Origin of the sequence: Kitasatospora sp. NPDC094019, assembly GCF_044764505.1 — a bacterium.
Lineage (GTDB): Bacteria > Actinomycetota > Actinomycetes > Streptomycetales > Streptomycetaceae > Kitasatospora.
In genome coordinates this window covers 88,504-104,020 of the sequence record NZ_JBIWIF010000009.1, presented here as the reverse complement: position 1 = coordinate 104,020, position 15,517 = coordinate 88,504, and the positions used below count along the sequence as shown (strand labels likewise).

Below are 15,517 nucleotides of genomic sequence, written 5' to 3'. Positions count from 1 at the left end.
GCTGCCCGCTCCCCCGTCGTTCCTGCGGCGCGGGCCGTTCCGCGCGGGCGCGTTCGGCTCGCCGCTGCACGAGCCGCGGACCGTGGTCGTGGTGGGACGGTGGCTGGGCGCGGCCCTGCTGCTGTGCTTCCTGACCGGCCTCGTCAGCCATCTGCTCCAGGACCCGCCCGCCTGGCTCGCCCCCCACCTGCCCGCCCGCCCGGTGAACGGCTACCGCGTCACCCAGGGGCTGCACGTGATCGCCGGTCTGGCCGCGATCCCGCTGACCGGCGCGAAGCTGTGGGCGGTCTACCCCCGACTGTTCGAGTGGCCGCCGGCGCGCAGCGTGCTGCACGCCCTGGAGCGGCTCGGCATCGCCGTCCTGGTCGGGGCCGTCCTGCTGGAGCTGTTCACCGGTCTGCTGAACACCCTGCAGTGGTACCCGTGGCCGTTCCCGTTCCGGCAGACCCACTTCTGGCTGGGCTGGCTGGCCACCGGCGGGCTGCTGGTCCACCTCGCGGTCAAGGCACCGCTGATCGCGGCGAACTGGTGGCGCCGGGCGGCACCGGTCCTGGCCGGGCGCCGCGCGTTCCTCGCCTCGGTCTTCGCCGCGACCGGTGCGGTCACCCTGGTCACGGCCGGGCAGACGGTGCCGTGGCTGCGGACCCTGGACCTGCTGGCGCCGCGCCGCCCGGACCTCGGTGCCCAGGGCCTGCCGGTGAACCGCACCGCCGCCCAGGCCGGCACGGTCACCGTGCCGGCCGGCTGGCGGCTCGCGGTCGACGGGCCCAGGCCGTACGAGCTCACGCTCGGCGAGCTCGGTGAACTCCCCCAGTACGAGGTGGAGTTGCCCATCGCCTGCGTGGAGGGCTGGAGCGCCGGCGCCCGGTGGGGCGGGGTCCGGGTCTCCGACCTGCTGGCGCGGGCCGGAGCCCCGGCGGGATCCTCCGTACGGGTCACCTCGTTCGAGGCCGAGGGCCCCTACCGGGTGATGGAGATGCCCGCGCGGTACGCCGACGATCCGCTCAGCCTGCTGGCCCTGCGGGTCAACGGCGAGGTGCTGACGGCGGACCACGGCTTCCCGGCGCGGATCATCGCGCCCGACCGGCCCGGTGTCCTGCAGACCAAGTGGGTCACCCGGATCGAGGTGGTCGCATGACCGCCGTGATCCGCGGCCTGCTGCTGGCGGCCGGCCTCGCCCTCACCGGCTACGGCCTGTACGGGCTGCTCGGCGACCCGTACATCACCGACCCGGTGGACGTCCTGGTCTGGGGGCTCGGGGGGCTGGTGCTCCACGACGGCCTGTGGGTGCCGCTGGTGTGCCTGCTGGGCGCGTTCCTGGTCGGCGGGCCGGTGCTGCGCGGCCGGCCGTTCGTGCCGGTACTGCGCGGCTGGCTGGTCGTCGCGGCGGCCGTCACCGCCGTCGGCCTGCCGGCCGTGCTGCGCGCCGGTGACGACGGCGGCAACCCGTCCGTGCTGCCGCTGCCCTATCTGCGCAACTGGCTGCTGGTGCTGGCCGCCACCGCCGGACTCGCGCTGCTGGTCGCGCTCGTCGGACGGTGGCGGCGCCGTGGTCGGGGCGCCGGGCGCCGCGACCGGGCCGCTGGGCACCGCGATCGGGCCGTCAGGCGCCGGGCACCCCGGGAAGACCGGTCGTGAGGCCGTCCAGGGCGTGCGGACACGTGCACTCGCGCACCGCCGGGAGGCACTCCACCGCCTTGAACAGCACGGTGCGCAGCCGGTCGACGTTGCGGGCGAACTCCTCCAGCACCTCGCCGTGGGTGACGCCCGCACCGCTCTCCACACCCGCGTCGAGATCGGTCACCAGGGCCACCGAGGTGTAGCAGAGGCCGAGTTCACGGGCGAGCACGGCCTCGGGGTGCCCGGTCATGCCGACCACCGACCAGCCGTTGGCGGTGAACCAGCGGGACTCGGCGCGGGTGGAGAAGCGCGGGCCCTCGATCACCACCAGGGTGCCGCCGTCGACCGGTTCCCAGGCCGCCTCCCCGGCGGCCGTCATCGCCGCCCGCCGCCCGGCCGGGCAGTACGGGTCGGCCATCGACACGTGCACCACCTCCGGCACCGTGCCGTCCGGCAGCGGCAGGCCGTCGTAGAAGGTCTGCGGGCGCCCCGAGGTCCGGTCCACGAACTGGTCGGGCACCAGCAGGGTGCCCGGCCCGTACTCCGGCCGCAGCCCGCCGACCGCGCAGGGCGCCAGCACCTGGCGCACGCCCAGGGTGTGCAGCGCCCACAGGTTGGCGCGGTAGTTGATCCGGTGCGGCGGGAGCCGGTGACCCCGTCCGTGCCGGGGCAGGAACGCGACCCGGCGGCCCGCCGCCTCCCCGACGAACAGCACGTCGCTCGGCGCGCCGTACGGGGTGTCCACCCGCACCTCGGTCACGTCGTCCAGCAGCTCGTAGAGCCCCGATCCGCCGATCACTCCCACGTCGGCCCTGGGCTGGACGTTCTGGTCGACCGTCATCGCGGTCCCCTCTCTTCCGGTCTTCTCCGGATCTTGCCCGGACCCTCTCCGGTCTTCATCCGGTCTTCTCGGGCACAGTCCCCGGGCCACTGTAGGAACGGACCGGGCCGGATCCGGGCCATCGGTGCTTACGAATCGCGGACGTCCACCGCGCGGCGGTCCTCGGCGCCCGGCCGTGGCCCGTCCGTGCTGCCGGGCCGCACGGGCCCCGCTCCCCCGGTCCGCCGAGCACCACGCGCGGCCGGTGGGAGAGCGGGGCGGCGCCGGATCCGCCGCAGGGGAGCCGGCGCCCACCAGGCGCGGTGTCCCAGCAGCTTCATCGTCGCCGGAACGAGCACGACCCGGACCAGGGTCGCGTCCACCACGATGGCGATCACCAGGCCGACGCCGATCATCTGCAGGAAGGCAATGGACGAGACCAGGAAGCCGCAGACGACAACCACCATCAGAAGGGCGGCACTTGAGATGATCCTTCCGGTCCGTTGCAGGCCGATCGCGACGGACCCGACCGGATCACCGGTACGGTCGTAGCTCTCCTTGATCCGGGAGAGCAGGAGGACCTCGTAGTCCATCGCCAGGCCGAAGGCGATCGCCACGATCAGCACCGGGAAGTCGGCGTCGATCGCGCCGATCGGGGTGAAGCCGAGCAGGTCGTGCAGATGGCCGTCCTGGAAAATCAGCTTGATCGCGCCGAACGCGGCCGAGAGCGACAGCAGGTTCAGCAGTACCGACTTGAGCGGGATCGTCACCGAGCCGAAGGCCAGGAAGAGCACCAGGGCGGACACCACCGCGACGAACAGGGCCATCCACGGCGCCCGGGAGCCGATCATGTCCACGATGTCCACCCTGGAGGCCGGCATTCCGGTGAACCGGGCGGTGGCGGATGTCGGCGGCGCACTCGCCCGCAGACCCTCCACCATGGTGCGGGCCTCCCGGGACATCGGGTCCATCGAGTAGTACGCCGTGATGCGGGCGAGGTTCTCGTGGGTGTTGGTCACCTCGGCGCCCCGCACACCGGGGACCGAGTTCAACCGGGCGGCGTAAGCGCCGAGTTCTCCGGTCGCGCCGCTCGCGGGGCCCGGGAGCGTGACGACGGCGGTGACGGTCCGGGTCGGGTCCTGCCGAAAGTCCGCGGCGAACTGCCGGGTGACGACCCGGGCGTCCGAACCGGCGGGCAGCACCCAGTCGCCGGGGCGCGCCCAGTTGGCGCCGAGGATCGGCGCGCCGAGGCCGACCAGCAGGGCGACCACCGCGAGCGTGGTCAGCAGCGGACGGCGCATCACGACCTCCGCCGTGCGGTACCACCGGCCCCGGCTCTCCGGTCGGGGTGCCGCGCCCCGTCGATCCCACGGCATCGGCACCCGCCACGAGTCGATCCGGTGCCCGGTGACCCGGAGCAGCGCGGGGATCAGGGTCAGCGAGCCGATCACCGCGAAGGCGACCACGGAGACCGCCGCGTAGCCCATCGAGCTCAGGAAGCGGGACGGGAAGAGCGTCAGGCCGGCGAAGGAGATGGCGACCGCGAGGCCGGAGAAGGCCACCGTGCGGCCCGCGGTGGCGCTGGTGCGCTCGACGGCGGCGTCCACGGACGATCCGGCGGCGAGTTCCTCCCGGAACCGGTTGACCATGAACAGCGCGTAGTCGATGGCGAGTCCGAGCCCGAGGATGGTGACCACGTTGATCACGCTGCTCGAAACGCCGACGAAGAGGGTGAGCAGGCGCAGTACCGCGAAGGACCCGAGAGCCACCACAGCGCCGACGGCCAGGGGGAGGGACGCGGCGACGGAACTGCGGAAGACGAGGACCAGCAGCACCAGCAACAGCGGCACCGAGAGCATTTCGGCCCGCCCGATGTCCTTCACCGTCAGTCCGTTGACCTGCTCGGTCATCGCGGTGACGCCGCCGAACCGGACCTCGGTCCCCGGGACTTCGAAGGCGGCCTTGACGGCTTGCAGGGCTTTGACCCGCTCCTGGTCGTCCGAGGACTTGAACTGCACTGACACATAGGTGGCGTGACCGTCCGCACCGAGAAAGTCCGGGTTGCCGCCGGTGGACCAGTAGGTGTCCGCCCGGACCAGATCGGTGCGGGGCACGGCGGCCACCGCCGCCTGGATCGGCCCGGCGAGGGACGGGTCGGTGACCGGACGGTCGGCGCTGCGGTACATCACCACGACATCGTCGGCCCGGCGGCCGAGGGGTCCGGCGAGCACCTTGTCGGCCCAGGCGGACTCACTGGCCGGGTCGTCGAACCCGGCCCCGCCCGTGATGGCACCGAACACGCCGGTGCCCCAGGTGCCGGCCACCAGGGTGAACAGGGCCGCGGCCATGAGGACCCACCGCCGGTTCGCGGCGGCGAATCTCCCGAATGACGCGATCACTTGGGCGCTCCTTCAGAGAGTGGGGAGTGGGGAAGGGGCACGTACGGCCGGTCAGGCCGCCGCACGGTGGTGCACCCGCAGGGCGTAGGCCACGCAGCCCGCCGCGAAGGGCAGTTCCAGCGTCACGGCGGTCAGCAGGGCCATCGGCAACTGGTCCGAGGACGCGGTGCCCACGTCGAACCACAGGTCGGACACCATGAAGACGGCGATCCCGGCGGCGGCCAGCCCCACCCGGGCGTCGCGCCGCAGGGCCAGCCGGGAGGCCAGGGCCATCGCGGCGGCCTCCAGGGCGTCGAAGCCGACCCAGAGCGCGCGGCGGTCCGGCTCGGCGTGGACGCCGAGCGTCACCGCCCAGACCGTCACCACCAGGGCGGACAGTGCGAAGGCGTATCCGGCGAACGGTCGTTGCCTGCGGAGGTGTCGGCTCTCGATCCGGGCGTTCTCGGCCGGGGCCCGCTCGGCCTCGCCCCGGTGGGCCGCAAGCGGGAGAAGCGCCACATCCGACGGGGCGCCGACAGTACGAACCTTGGTCATGTGCCCAGACTTCCGGCGGAACCGGCTCGGGGCTTCGGGCGACCGGCCGGAACAACCGGCCCGAAGGACCGTAGTAGGCGGCCTGAAGGAGGAGACCGCCCTCCCCCTCGGGGAGGATCATGAAAGCGCGCCGATCACCGTACAGTCCCCTCTGTGGCGCGGGAGTGGATCAGACGTCTCTTCAACCGCCGGTTCGGGCCGATGCGGCTGGCACTGGTGGCCTTCGGCCTGGGCTATCTGCTGCTGCTGCGGAGGCCGGCCGAGCTGGACACGGCGGACTGGTCCATCGGCCTGGCCGTCCTGGTCCTGGCCTCGGTCGGCGGTTTCCGGCTGCTGCCCGTGGCGCTCGGCCAGGCCGGGATGCTGGCGCTGGCCGAGCTGTCCGCGCCGGCCGTGCTGGTCGAGGTGAAGGTCGGCGCCAGCGCCGCGCTGTTCGAACTGGCGGTGCGCCGGTGGGGCCTACCGACGACCGTGGCAGCGGCCGCACTGCTGGCCGCCCAGCTGGTCTCCGCCGGCCACACTGCCGACGGCATCGGATCCGCCCTCTACCGGGCGGCGGTGATCGTCAGCGTGCCGGTCCTGCTGGCCGGCTACATCCGCTCGGCGGAGTCGGCGGCCCGCACCGCCCAGGAGCGTGCCCGCGAGGCCGAGCACAGCCGGGACCTCGCCGAGTGGGGCGCCCGAATGGGTGAACGAGCCGCGATCGCACGCGAGTTGCACGACATGGTGGCGCACCATCTGGCTTCCACCGTGCTCCGGGTGGGCGTGGCGCGGCACGTCCTGCCACGAACCGACCAGCGGCTCGCCGAGGTCCTGGACGACGTTCACGCCAGTGCCACCACCGCGCTCACCGACCTGCGGCGGCTGCTCGCGGCGCTGCGCGAACCCGCCGATCAGGACCTGCCGCCCCAGCATCTGGCGCCGCTGCTCGCGGAGACCACCGGCCTGCCGGCCGCGGTGCAGGGGGTGGTCGAGCGGTCCCGGCAGGCCGGGCTGAGGATCGAGGCCGAGATCGGCCCGCGGATCTCGGAGCTGGACGCGATCCGGAGTCTGACCGTGCTGCGGCTGGTCCAGGAGGGTCTGGCGAACGTCACCAAACACGCCGGACCGTACGCCGCGGTACGGCTCCGGGTAGGGATGGAGGAGGGGACCTTGCAACTGGACCTGGAGAACGACCTGCCGCGCCGGCACCGGACGGACGGGCCGGACCTGCCACAGCACGACGGCACCGGCTACGGGCTGCTCGGCATGCGCGAACGGGTCGCCCTGGTCGGAGGCACCATCGACGTGGGAAAGGTTCCCGGCGGCTGGCGCCTCACCGCCAGTCTGCCCGCCTCCGCCGCCCCGGAACGGAGCCGACCGTGATCAGCGTGCTGATCGCCGACGACCAGCAGCTCGTGCGAGCAGGTGTGCGGATGCTCTGCGAATCCACGGAGGACATCACGGTCGCCGGCGAGGCGGTGAACGGCGCGGAGGCCCTGCGACTCGCCGAGCAACTGCGACCGGACGTGGTCCTGATGGATCTGCACATGCCGGGCATGGACGGAATCGCGGCAACGCGTCACATCCTGCGGGTCCGGCCCGCCACCAAGGTAGTGGTGCTGACCACCTTCGACGACGACGACCGGCTCTACCCGGCGCTCGCCGCGGGTGCCTGCGGCTTCCTGGCCAAGGACGTGTCCCCGGAGTCGGTACTGGACTCGATCCGCCGGGCGGTACAGGGCGAGAGCCCCTACAGCCCGAGCGTGCTGCGGAGGGTGGTGTCCCGGGCCTCCTCGGCCTGGGACAGCGAGGGCGACCGGCGCCGCGACGCGGTGCACTTCACCGACCGCGAGCAGGAGGTGCTCCGCCTGGTCGCGGAGGGGCTCTCCAACACCGAGATCGGCGAACGGATGCACATCGGGGTCACCACGGTGAAGACCCATGTGTCGAACCTGATGACCAAGACCGGCAGCCCGAACCGGGTGCGGCTGGCGGTACTGGCGATCCAGCAGGGCCTGGCCACGTCCTGACCGACCGGTCCGAGGCCGCGCGGTGCCTCGGACCGGAACGCCGGATCGTCGTGGAACATCAGCTACCGCATCGCAGCTCCCGTTCCACGAACGCGCGGAGCGTACCCGGCGGGCGGCCGGTGAGGCGCTCGACGGTGTCGGTGGTGCGGTCCTCGGCTCCGTCGGCGATGGCGCGGTCCATGCCGGCCAGCATGGTGGCGAATTCGAGGGGGATCTCGGCCGCCCAGCGGTCACGCAGCTGCTCGAAGGTCAGGTTACGGTGCGCGACGGGCCGGCCGGTGACCTCGGTGACGGTCGCGGCGACGTCGTCGTAGCTCAGCGCCTGCGGCCCGGTGATGATCAGGTCGGTGTTGGGTGCCCGCTCGCCCGTCAGCGCGCGGACGGCGACGGCCGCGATGTCGTCCGCGTCGATGAACCCGACCCGGCCGTCACCGGACGCCGTCCGGATGACGCCCTCCTCCCGGATGCTGCGCGCGTGGGGCATGGCGCCGGCGAAGTTCTGCATGAACCAGGAGGGCCGCAGCACCGCCCACTGCTCGAACAGGTCGGGCAGGGCCTGGTGGACCCGACCCACCGCGGGGCCGCCCGCGGGGATCGCCGAGGAGCTGAGCAGCACCGCGCGGCGCACGCCCGCCGTACGGGCCCGGCGGAGGAAGGGCAGCATGGCGGCGGCCGGATCCGAGGAACCGATGGGCGGGACGAGGTAGACGCGGTCGACGCCGTCGACGGCCTCGCCCCACGTCCCGGGCTCGTCCCAGTCGAAGCGGACGGCCCGGGCGCCCTCCACCGGAGTGGCGCTCCGCCCGGCCGCCTTGACGCTGTGACCCTCGGCGGCCAGGCCGGTGGCGACACGGCGGCCGGTGGTGCCGGTGGCGCCGATGACGAGGGTGGTGCCGGGTGCGGTCATCGGCGCACCCCGGTGAAGTCGGCGCCGGGCTGCTGGACGGCGAGGGGGTTCCAGTAGTCGCGGTAGGAGGTGATGCGCGCGTTCACGACGGTGACCACGGCGATGTAGGTCATGTCGAAGGGGGTGTCGCTCCTGACCAGGCGACCGACCCCGCGCATCTCGACCACGATCGTCCCGGCGTCGGTGGTCTCGTGGATCTTCACATCGGGGAAGGCGTGCAGGTCGACGTGGTCCGGGTAGTGGCGCATGTACTCGGCGACCGAGGACTTGCCCTCCAGCCGCCCGGGCCAGCCCTCCGGCGCGAAGGGGAACTCCTGGACGCCGTCCTCGTCCCACAGTTCCACCCATCCGGGGATGTCCTTCCGCAGCAGCAGCTGCAGGCCGTGGCGGTACAGCTCCGCGGCTGTGATCGGCACTGTCATGGTCGAGGCTTCCGTTCTGCTCTCGGACACGGCGGTCCGGGCCGCCGGGTTCGGCCCCCGTTGGCACGAGGAGCACGACGTCCCGCACTGGCGGTGTCCCAGGACCGCAATGAAACGGACCGGTGGTCCGGATGAATGAGAGCATACGGACCGCCAGTCCGCTTCTCAAGCCCGGGCGTGCGGCTCGCGATCCGATTCGGCGCCGAGCCACCGGGCGGCCCGCGCACAAGGGGCAGCTCACGGATTCACTGACGGTTCATATAATTTTCAACCTGTAGACTTGCGCCCATGCCGGACCACCGAACTCTGCTCACTTCGATCACCGACACGCTGCGCAACGCGGGATTCCCGCTCGCCAGTCAGAGCAACGGGACCGGCGGCGCGACGGTGTCCAGCGAGTCCCACGGCGCGACGGTCTCCTGGGAGCCGGGGCCGCGCAGCACCGCAGTCGCCCCGCACTCCCCCGCGACCACCACCTCCGCCCGCGCCCGCGGCGGCTCCGCCGTCCGGTCCCGGCACTTCCAGGTCACCCTGCGTCTGGCAGCGCTGCTCGCCGACGCCGGCCACCACACCGAGCACCTCGGCGAGCGGGTGCTGGTCGGCAACCCCGGCCCGCGCTGAGCCCGGAACGCCCGGGGCCGGGGCGCCGGGGCTGCCCGGTCGGCGGCCCCGGCCCCTCGCCGGGTCCGGCTCGCTGCTACGGCACGTGGTCGTAGAGCTTGAGCGCGCTGGTGATGTCCGACCCCTTCATCCAGAACGTGCCCTTGTTGCCGTAGCGGTCCCAGGCGACGATCCGCGAGGTGAACCAGGCCGACCAGTTGGTCAGCGGGCCGTTCGGGATGACCCAGCCGTCGCCGCCGGTGGTGGAGTGGACCCAGGTGCAGCAGAGGTAGCGCTCGGGGTAGTCCCGGTCGTAGATCCTCGCCCAGTCCGACCAGAGGTTGCCCTCGGGGAAGTCGACGATCTGCCCCAGGCTGCTGCCGTCGTCCTCGTCGTAGTACGCGGAGCCGTGCGGCTCCTGGTACCAGATGTAGGCGCCGTAGAAGTCGTCGCGCCCGGACGGGATGGTGTACGCGACGAGTCCGTCGTAACCGTCGTCGCTGTAGTGGCCGTGCACCCGGAAGGTGACGAAGTAGTTGCCCGGCGCGTTCAGCGAGAGGTAGTAGTTCCAGGCGTCCGTCGTCACGTCGGTCGTGACGTTGCCGAACTGGGTCGTGGCACGCGAGTAGTTCCAGGTGATGTCCCCCAGCATGTACGTCACGGCCGCCTTGGGGGTGAGCGCGACCTTGCTGTGGTAGCTCCCGTTCTGGGAGCTGGTGACGGCGCTTCCGGCATCGGTCACGACCCGCACACCGATCGACTTCGGGTTCGTCCCGGGCTGACAGTAGACGTAGAACTTGACCTGCTGGGTCCCCTGGTCCGCCGCCGACGTCCCGGGGCGTTCGCCGGATCCGCCGGGGATCGCGACGAAGTCGTTGGCGACGTCCGTGTAGCCCCACCCCGTGCCGCCGCGCCAGTTGAGCTTCGTCTCGTCGACGTAGTCGACGAGCCAGAGATTGGCGGCCAGGACCTTCGGGTCGACCTCGATGCTCTTGCCGTGCTCGTCGACCGGCGCGACGCTGATCGTCACGCCGATCATGTTCTGCCCGTTCGCGTAGACGTCGCAGTTCTGTTCGCCACTCTCCAGAACCACGGAGAGCTTCGACACGCTCGTCCAGATGGGCACAGTCGTCTCCTTCGTTCGTGCGGGCCGGTGCGGGTCGTGCGGGGGCCGGGACGGTGCCGGGCGGTGCTCGGTGTGCCGGGGCCGGTGCGGTCCCGAGCAGTGCTCAGCGCGGCGCTCCCGGTCGCCGAGGCACGTAGGAGTAGGTGGCCTCCAGGCCCAGGAACTCACGGACCAGGTCGTCGTTGCGGCTGAAGCAGAAGCCCACGATCACCTCGCACCCCGGATCGCTGTTGAGGATCTCCCCGATCCGGTCGATCGTCAGGTCGGGTGTGTTGTGGACGTACACCTGGTTCGCCCAGGTCGTCCGCAGCGGCCGGTTCGGCGCCCTCCTGAGCGTCCGGGGCGTCCGGCCGAGGTCCTCGACGAAGAAGCCGTACTCCGTGTGGCGGACGGTCCTGGCGCCGAGCGGGTCGCCGTGCGTTCCACTGAGGACGTGGACCCGCTTCCCGCGCTTCAGCGCGTCCCGGGCGACGTCCTCGACCATGGTGCCGTTGACCGGGTCCTGGCTGACCCACACCCGTTCGCCCCTGGCGTTCTCGACGGACTGGAAGCTCCAGATCCGCCGTCCCGGCCGGATCATCGGCCGGCCGAGCATCTCGGGGCCGGAAGACCGCGCCAGCACTCCGGCGGACGACCCGCCCGCCTCCTCCGACAGACCGAGACCGCGGGCGGCTCCTCCGGAGAGCGCCGGGGCGCGCCCGGCCGCCGTGCGGGCGAAGCCCAGGCCGCCCGCGGCCAGTCCGGCCGCCCCGGTGCCGAGCGAGACCCACCCGAGGATCGAGGACGCCTTGGGCGAGGCCGACTCCAGCGCGCCGCCGACGATGGCGGTGACGTCGGAGGCGACACCCAGGGCGCCGACGACCAGCGTGGTGGCGGAGGCGGCGCCGATCGCGGCCATGACGCCACCGGCGGCGGCGATCGCCATGCCTCCGGTGACCACGGTCAGGGCGAGGCCCGCGATGCCCAGGCCGATCCCGAGCCACGCCTGCCAGCTCAGGTGACCCGAGGGGTCGATCCGGTTGACGGGATCGCCCTCGCAGTACAGGTAGGGGTTGACACCGCCCGCGCCGAACGGACTCAGGGTGTCGGGAGTGTTGAACCGCAGGATCGCCGGGTTGTAGGCGCGGGTGCCGTTGCCGAGGTGGTGCGCGCCGGTGACCGGGTCGCACGGCTGGCCGGTGAAGCCCAGCAGGCTGCCGGTCGCCCCGGGGGGACGCTGGCCGTGGGGGGTGAAGACGTACTGCTCCCGGCCGTCGGCGCCGGCCGCCAGCCGTACCGTCCCGGTGCCGTCCGTCGCGAGGAGCCCGGTCGATCCCCCGCGGACCTGCGCCACGTAGGTGCCGCCGGCGAGTTGGACGAGACGGCCCGGCCGGTCGTCCTCGACCACGGCCGCGAGGGCCTCGCCGCGGTAGTACCGGACGTCGGTGCTCCCGCCGGCCTCCTGGGTGAGCAGTCGGTTGAGCGGATCGTATCCGTACCGGCTGGCCGGGCCCGCCGACCGCAGCCGGCCGAGGGCGTCGTAGCCGAGACCGCGGCCGGCGTCGTCGGTGGTCAGCCGTCCGGCCGCATCGTAGCCCAGGTCGGTGCGCGACGGCCCCTTGCCGCCCGTGCGGTGGATGCCGGTCAGCTGGCACGGGTCCGACGGGTTCTCGAACAGGTAGGTCGCGGTGCCGGAGCCGTCGGTGAACCGCGACCGGCACTGGGTGACGTTGCCGAAGGCGTCGTAGGCGAAGGTCTGCCCGACGACCTCGTTCCCGTCCACGTCGGTGGGCGGGGCCGGGCCGTCGCAGGCGTACGTGGCGAGCCGGTTGCGGCTGTCGTAGCCGAAGGTCTCGTCGCGCAGCGGGTTCCCGCCGTCGGAGAAGGTCCGGCGGGAGAGCAGGTCGTTGTCCTGCCAGTGCTGGACGAGCGACCAGGTGCCGCCCAGGTTGTCACTCGTCGCGCGGAGCACCTCGCGGCCGAAGTCGTCGAACGTCAGCGCCGTGGTCAGCGTGTACCCGCTCTGCTGGTCCTCGGCGGTCCACCCGGTCGCCCGGCCCGCGCTGTCGTAGCTCGGCAGCACCCGCACCGCCGGATCCGTGACGGCGGTGACCCGGCCGTGGACGTCGCGCGTGGTCCGCCGCGCGGAACCGTCCACCCCCACGTAGTCGTACTCCAGACCGCCCAGGGTGAAGCTCCAACTGGCCGCGGCGTCGGAATGCCCGGACCGGGCCGTGGTCTCCGTGCGCGGCAGGCCGGCGGTGGTGTACTCGCGGGTGATGGTCACCTCCCCCTCCTGGGCGCTGGTCAGGACGCCGGAACGCGGGTCGTGGCCGAGCGCCTGGGTGACGGACCCGGCCCGGACCGCGGAGACGGCGTTGTCGAGCTCCGGCACGAAGGTGAAGGCGATCTGCTGCCCGTCGGGCACGGTCACCACGGCGGGCAGCGGGTCGCTGTCCCGGGAGTACTGGTAGGACCAGGTGCGGCCACCCGAGCTCGCCGTCGTCGACCGGCCCAGTCCGTCGAACTCCTGCTTCCCGTAGGGCACTTCGCCCACACTGAGGCCCGTGGCCAGGCTGTCGGAGGAGAACGGCGCGTACCCGCGGGCGGTGACCGTGCCGTCCGGCAGGGTGGTGCGGGTGGGACGGCCGTAGGCGTCGTAGTCGTAGCTCGTGGTGTTGCCCGCCTCGTCGGTCGCGCGGCGCACCCGGCCCCAGCCGTCGCGTTCCAGCACGCGCCGGCCCGCGGACGCGCCCCGGAGGTCGAACCGCTCCACCGCCACCGGATCGCCCCGGAGGTCGTGCGTCGTCACCCAGGTACCGGTCACCGGGAGGCCGCCGCCCAGGTGTCGGACCGTGGTCGTGAGGGCGACGGGATCGGTCGCGGCGATCCGGCCGGTACCGTCGCTGCACGCGGAACCCGACACCTGGCCCCAGTCGTCGTAGGTGTAGGTCTGGGTCAGGTCCACCACCTGGCCGCCCCCGCCGGGCAGGTGGTCCGCCGCCGTGGTGGAGGACGTCCTGCCCTGCTCGTCGTAGGCCGTCCGCTGGACGGTGCACCAGCCGCCGCCGCCGTCGGTGTCCCGGCGCTCGCCCAGGACCGGCCGGCCGGCTCCGTCGAAGCTCGCGCGCTGCTGGTTGCCCAGCACGTCGGTGGAGGTCACCACGAACGGCGCGGAGGTGCCGATCTCGTAGCTCCAGCTCTCGGTCGCCTCGTACGCGGTGCCCGGACCGGTGGTGCGGGTCAGCGGGCGCCCCAGGCCGTCGTAGGCGGTGGCGACGACGTTGCCCTGCGGGTCGGTGGCCGACCGCAGTCGCCCGGTGAACCGCGAACGGCGCTGCGACCGTGTGACGGTGAGGCGGTCGTGCGTCGTCAGGGTGTGGGTCTGGACGAGTTCCTCGCCGTCCGTCCGGAAGTCGAAGGTCTGGGAGGCGGTGTACGAGCCACCGCCCTCGCCGTCCGGGAACTCGGCCTCGTCCAGCCCGGTGAGGCGGCCGAACTCCGCGCCCGAGGTGCTGTGGGCGAAGTCGTCCCGCTGCAGGAGCCGGTCGTCGGCGTAGCGCCGCTCCGAGGACTTCAGCACCGCGGTGGGCACCCGCGCGTCGGGCGTCGAGCAGGCGGTGTAGCTGTAGGACGTCCGCTGGACCGGCGCGTCGAAGCCGGTCGACGGCGGGGTGCGGGTGACGCCCTTGAGCCACCGGCTGAACCCGTACGGGTCGGGCGGGCAGTCCGTGCCGCTCCCCTCCGTCGGGTAGTACTCCCAGTCCGTCCGGGTCCCGTCGGGATCGGTCCGGCTCAGCGGATTGCCCGCCTCGTCGAATCCGGTCAGCGTGACTTCGCTGCGCGTCGCTCCGGTGGGTCCGGTCCAGGTGACCGTGCGCGTGCTCGGGAGCTGGAACCGCTCGTCCTGCTCGTCGAACGGGAGGCCGACGGCGGCGTAGTAGTCGGTCCGGACGTTCCGGGAGGAGCCGTCGCGGCCGGTCGTCTCGTCCGTCAGCAGGTGGTAACTGTTGTACGAGCGGGTGGTGGTCGTGGTCGACCCGCCACAGGTCACCGATTCGGTGGACCCGTAGGAGTAGTCGCTCATGATCCCGTAGAGCGTGTCCTGGTCCGGGTCCCAGGCGGCGCCGGAGTAGCCGCCGAGGAAATTGGTGTCGGTGTAGTCGTACGCCACCTCGATCTGCGGCTGCCCGCCGCCGGGGGCCCGGACGTACCGCTCCACGCAGGGCAGGGCGGGCAGGCCGGCGGAGTCCGGGAACCGGTGGCCGGACTCGTCCTGCCGGTAGGCGACCGTCTCGGACATCCCGCCCGGGGCGCTCACCCCGGTGATCCACGACCCCCAGAGGCCGTCCGGGCCCATGGGCTCGGCGGAGAGGCTCCACGCCAACGGCTCGTCCACGCCGGGCCCGACAAAGAGCACTTCGGCCAGCAGGTCGTTCTGGAACCGCAGCTCGACGCGGAATCCCTCGGACCGGTCGGGCAGGACGTTCAGGGTGGCCTTGACGTCGTCGGCGTACTCCACCGTCAGCAGGGTGTCGCTCTCGTCGCGGACCTCCTGCAGACGCGGAAGCGGACCGTTGCCGAAATCCCACGTCAGGGTCAGGGAATGTCCGGCGGGTGTGATCAGCGCCGTGGGAACTTTGAGATCGAATCCATTGTCCGGCCCGGTCAGGATCTCGACGTCACCGGACTTGTGCACCACACGGTAGGAATCGTCGTCCTTCGTCACACGAACCGTGTCGAGCTTCTTCTGCATCAGAAAGACATCGGTGTCGGTCTCCAGCACCTTGTACTGCTCGCCGGAGGAGAGGGACAGCAGCCGGGCGGCCCGGTCGAAGGTGGTCAGTCCCAGCGAGACACCCTGCCCCAGGCCCACATCGGCGCTGGTCAGCGGCGAGTAGCCGAGGGTCAGCGGGAACGACGGTCCGAGGTTGCGGTTGCCGACCGGGTTCCCCAGTTCGATCCGGACGTTGAACAGGCCGGTGCGGGGATCCACGCCCCCGGACACCGCGCTTCCGAAGCTTCCGGCCTGGGTGAAGAACGACGACATGGAACTCATGCTGAGGCTCCCGGGAGGACGGACAACAGGAAAGGACCC

At 72.3% G+C, this 15,517-nt stretch carries 12 protein-coding genes; 5 read left to right on the top strand and 7 right to left on the bottom strand.

Going from position 1 to position 15,517, the window contains the following annotated elements:
* The first annotated feature begins 1 nt into the window (after nt 1).
* Nucleotides 2–1,138 carry a molybdopterin-dependent oxidoreductase gene (locus tag ACIQ9P_RS21420; RefSeq protein WP_402358864.1) on the top strand — a complete coding sequence of 379 codons (1,137 nt, stop codon included), beginning with the start codon at nt 2–4 and terminating at the stop codon, nt 1,136–1,138.
* Nucleotides 1,135–1,638: a hypothetical protein gene (locus ACIQ9P_RS21415; protein ID WP_402358200.1), complete on the top strand. Its 504-nt coding sequence runs from the start codon at nt 1,135–1,137 to the stop codon at nt 1,636–1,638. Before ACIQ9P_RS21420 ends, ACIQ9P_RS21415 begins: the two co-directional genes overlap by 4 nt.
* Here the strand turns inward: ACIQ9P_RS21415 and ACIQ9P_RS21410 are convergent.
* The 3 genes from ACIQ9P_RS21410 to ACIQ9P_RS21400 form a co-directional block, all read right to left on the bottom strand.
* Complete coding sequence (locus tag ACIQ9P_RS21410; RefSeq protein WP_402358197.1) at nt 1,604–2,461, bottom strand: S-methyl-5'-thioadenosine phosphorylase; 858 nt, start codon at nt 2,459–2,461, stop codon at nt 1,604–1,606. The two genes, ACIQ9P_RS21415 and ACIQ9P_RS21410, sit on opposite strands and share 35 nt — an antisense overlap.
* A gap of 128 nt (nt 2,462–2,589) precedes the next feature.
* The gene (locus ACIQ9P_RS21405) at nt 2,590–4,788 is read right to left on the bottom strand and encodes an MMPL family transporter (RefSeq protein ID WP_402358194.1); all 2,199 of its coding nucleotides are present in this window, start codon (nt 4,786–4,788) and stop codon (nt 2,590–2,592) included.
* Nucleotides 4,789–4,890: 102 nt separating this feature from the next.
* A complete protein-coding gene (locus ACIQ9P_RS21400; RefSeq protein ID WP_402358191.1) occupies nt 4,891–5,373 on the bottom strand; it encodes a hypothetical protein in 483 nt (160 codons plus the stop codon).
* 153 nt (nt 5,374–5,526) lie between these two features.
* On the opposite strand from ACIQ9P_RS21400, the gene ACIQ9P_RS21395 reads away from it, so the two are divergent.
* Nucleotides 5,527–6,738 carry a sensor histidine kinase gene (locus ACIQ9P_RS21395; RefSeq protein ID WP_402358188.1) on the top strand — a complete coding sequence of 404 codons (1,212 nt, stop codon included), beginning with the start codon at nt 5,527–5,529 and terminating at the stop codon, nt 6,736–6,738.
* Entirely contained in the window at nt 6,735–7,385 is a 651-nt protein-coding gene (locus ACIQ9P_RS21390; protein ID WP_402358185.1) for a response regulator, read from the top strand. Before ACIQ9P_RS21395 ends, ACIQ9P_RS21390 begins: the two co-directional genes overlap by 4 nt.
* Before the next feature lie 58 nt (nt 7,386–7,443).
* Here the strand turns inward: ACIQ9P_RS21390 and ACIQ9P_RS21385 are convergent, their stop codons facing one another.
* Together ACIQ9P_RS21385 and ACIQ9P_RS21380 are read right to left on the bottom strand one after the other, a co-directional pair.
* Nucleotides 7,444–8,292, bottom strand: a complete 849-nt coding sequence (locus tag ACIQ9P_RS21385) for an NAD(P)H-binding protein (protein WP_402358182.1) — start codon at nt 8,290–8,292, stop codon at nt 7,444–7,446.
* Nucleotides 8,289–8,714, bottom strand: a complete 426-nt coding sequence (locus tag ACIQ9P_RS21380) for a nuclear transport factor 2 family protein (RefSeq protein ID WP_402358179.1) — start codon at nt 8,712–8,714, stop codon at nt 8,289–8,291. Before ACIQ9P_RS21380 ends, ACIQ9P_RS21385 begins: the two co-directional genes overlap by 4 nt.
* 288 nt (nt 8,715–9,002) lie before the next feature.
* Between ACIQ9P_RS21380 and ACIQ9P_RS21375 the strand changes: the two genes are divergently transcribed.
* Nucleotides 9,003–9,335 (top strand): hypothetical protein, encoded by a 333-nt coding sequence (locus tag ACIQ9P_RS21375; protein ID WP_402358176.1) that lies wholly within the window; start codon nt 9,003–9,005, stop codon nt 9,333–9,335.
* Nucleotides 9,336–9,411: 76 nt separating this feature from the next.
* Here ACIQ9P_RS21375 and ACIQ9P_RS21370 read toward each other — a convergent pair whose 3' ends face one another.
* Entirely contained in the window at nt 9,412–10,440 is a 1,029-nt protein-coding gene (locus ACIQ9P_RS21370; protein ID WP_402358173.1) for a hypothetical protein, read from the bottom strand.
* Between the two features lie 103 nt (nt 10,441–10,543).
* Entirely contained in the window at nt 10,544–15,478 is a 4,935-nt protein-coding gene (locus tag ACIQ9P_RS21365) for an RHS repeat-associated core domain-containing protein (protein WP_402358170.1), read from the bottom strand.
* Nucleotides 15,479–15,517: the final 39 nt, after the last annotated feature.

Excerpts from the sequence above, each read along its gene's own strand:
- ACIQ9P_RS21415 (WP_402358200.1), top strand. The coding sequence starts at position 1,135 with ATGACCGCCGTGATCCGCGGCCTGCTGCTGGCGGCCGGCCTCGCCCTC.
- ACIQ9P_RS21410 (WP_402358197.1), bottom strand. The coding sequence starts at position 2,461 with ATGACGGTCGACCAGAACGTCCAGCCCAGGGCCGACGTGGGAGTGATC.
- ACIQ9P_RS21405 (WP_402358194.1), bottom strand. The coding sequence starts at position 4,788 with ATGGCCGCGGCCCTGTTCACCCTGGTGGCCGGCACCTGGGGCACCGGC.
- ACIQ9P_RS21400 (WP_402358191.1), bottom strand. The coding sequence starts at position 5,373 with ATGACCAAGGTTCGTACTGTCGGCGCCCCGTCGGATGTGGCGCTTCTC.
- ACIQ9P_RS21385 (WP_402358182.1), bottom strand. The coding sequence starts at position 8,292 with ATGACCGCACCCGGCACCACCCTCGTCATCGGCGCCACCGGCACCACC.
- ACIQ9P_RS21380 (WP_402358179.1), bottom strand. The coding sequence starts at position 8,714 with ATGACAGTGCCGATCACAGCCGCGGAGCTGTACCGCCACGGCCTGCAG.
- ACIQ9P_RS21375 (WP_402358176.1), top strand. The coding sequence starts at position 9,003 with ATGCCGGACCACCGAACTCTGCTCACTTCGATCACCGACACGCTGCGC.
- ACIQ9P_RS21365 (WP_402358170.1), bottom strand. The coding sequence starts at position 15,478 with ATGAGTTCCATGTCGTCGTTCTTCACCCAGGCCGGAAGCTTCGGAAGC.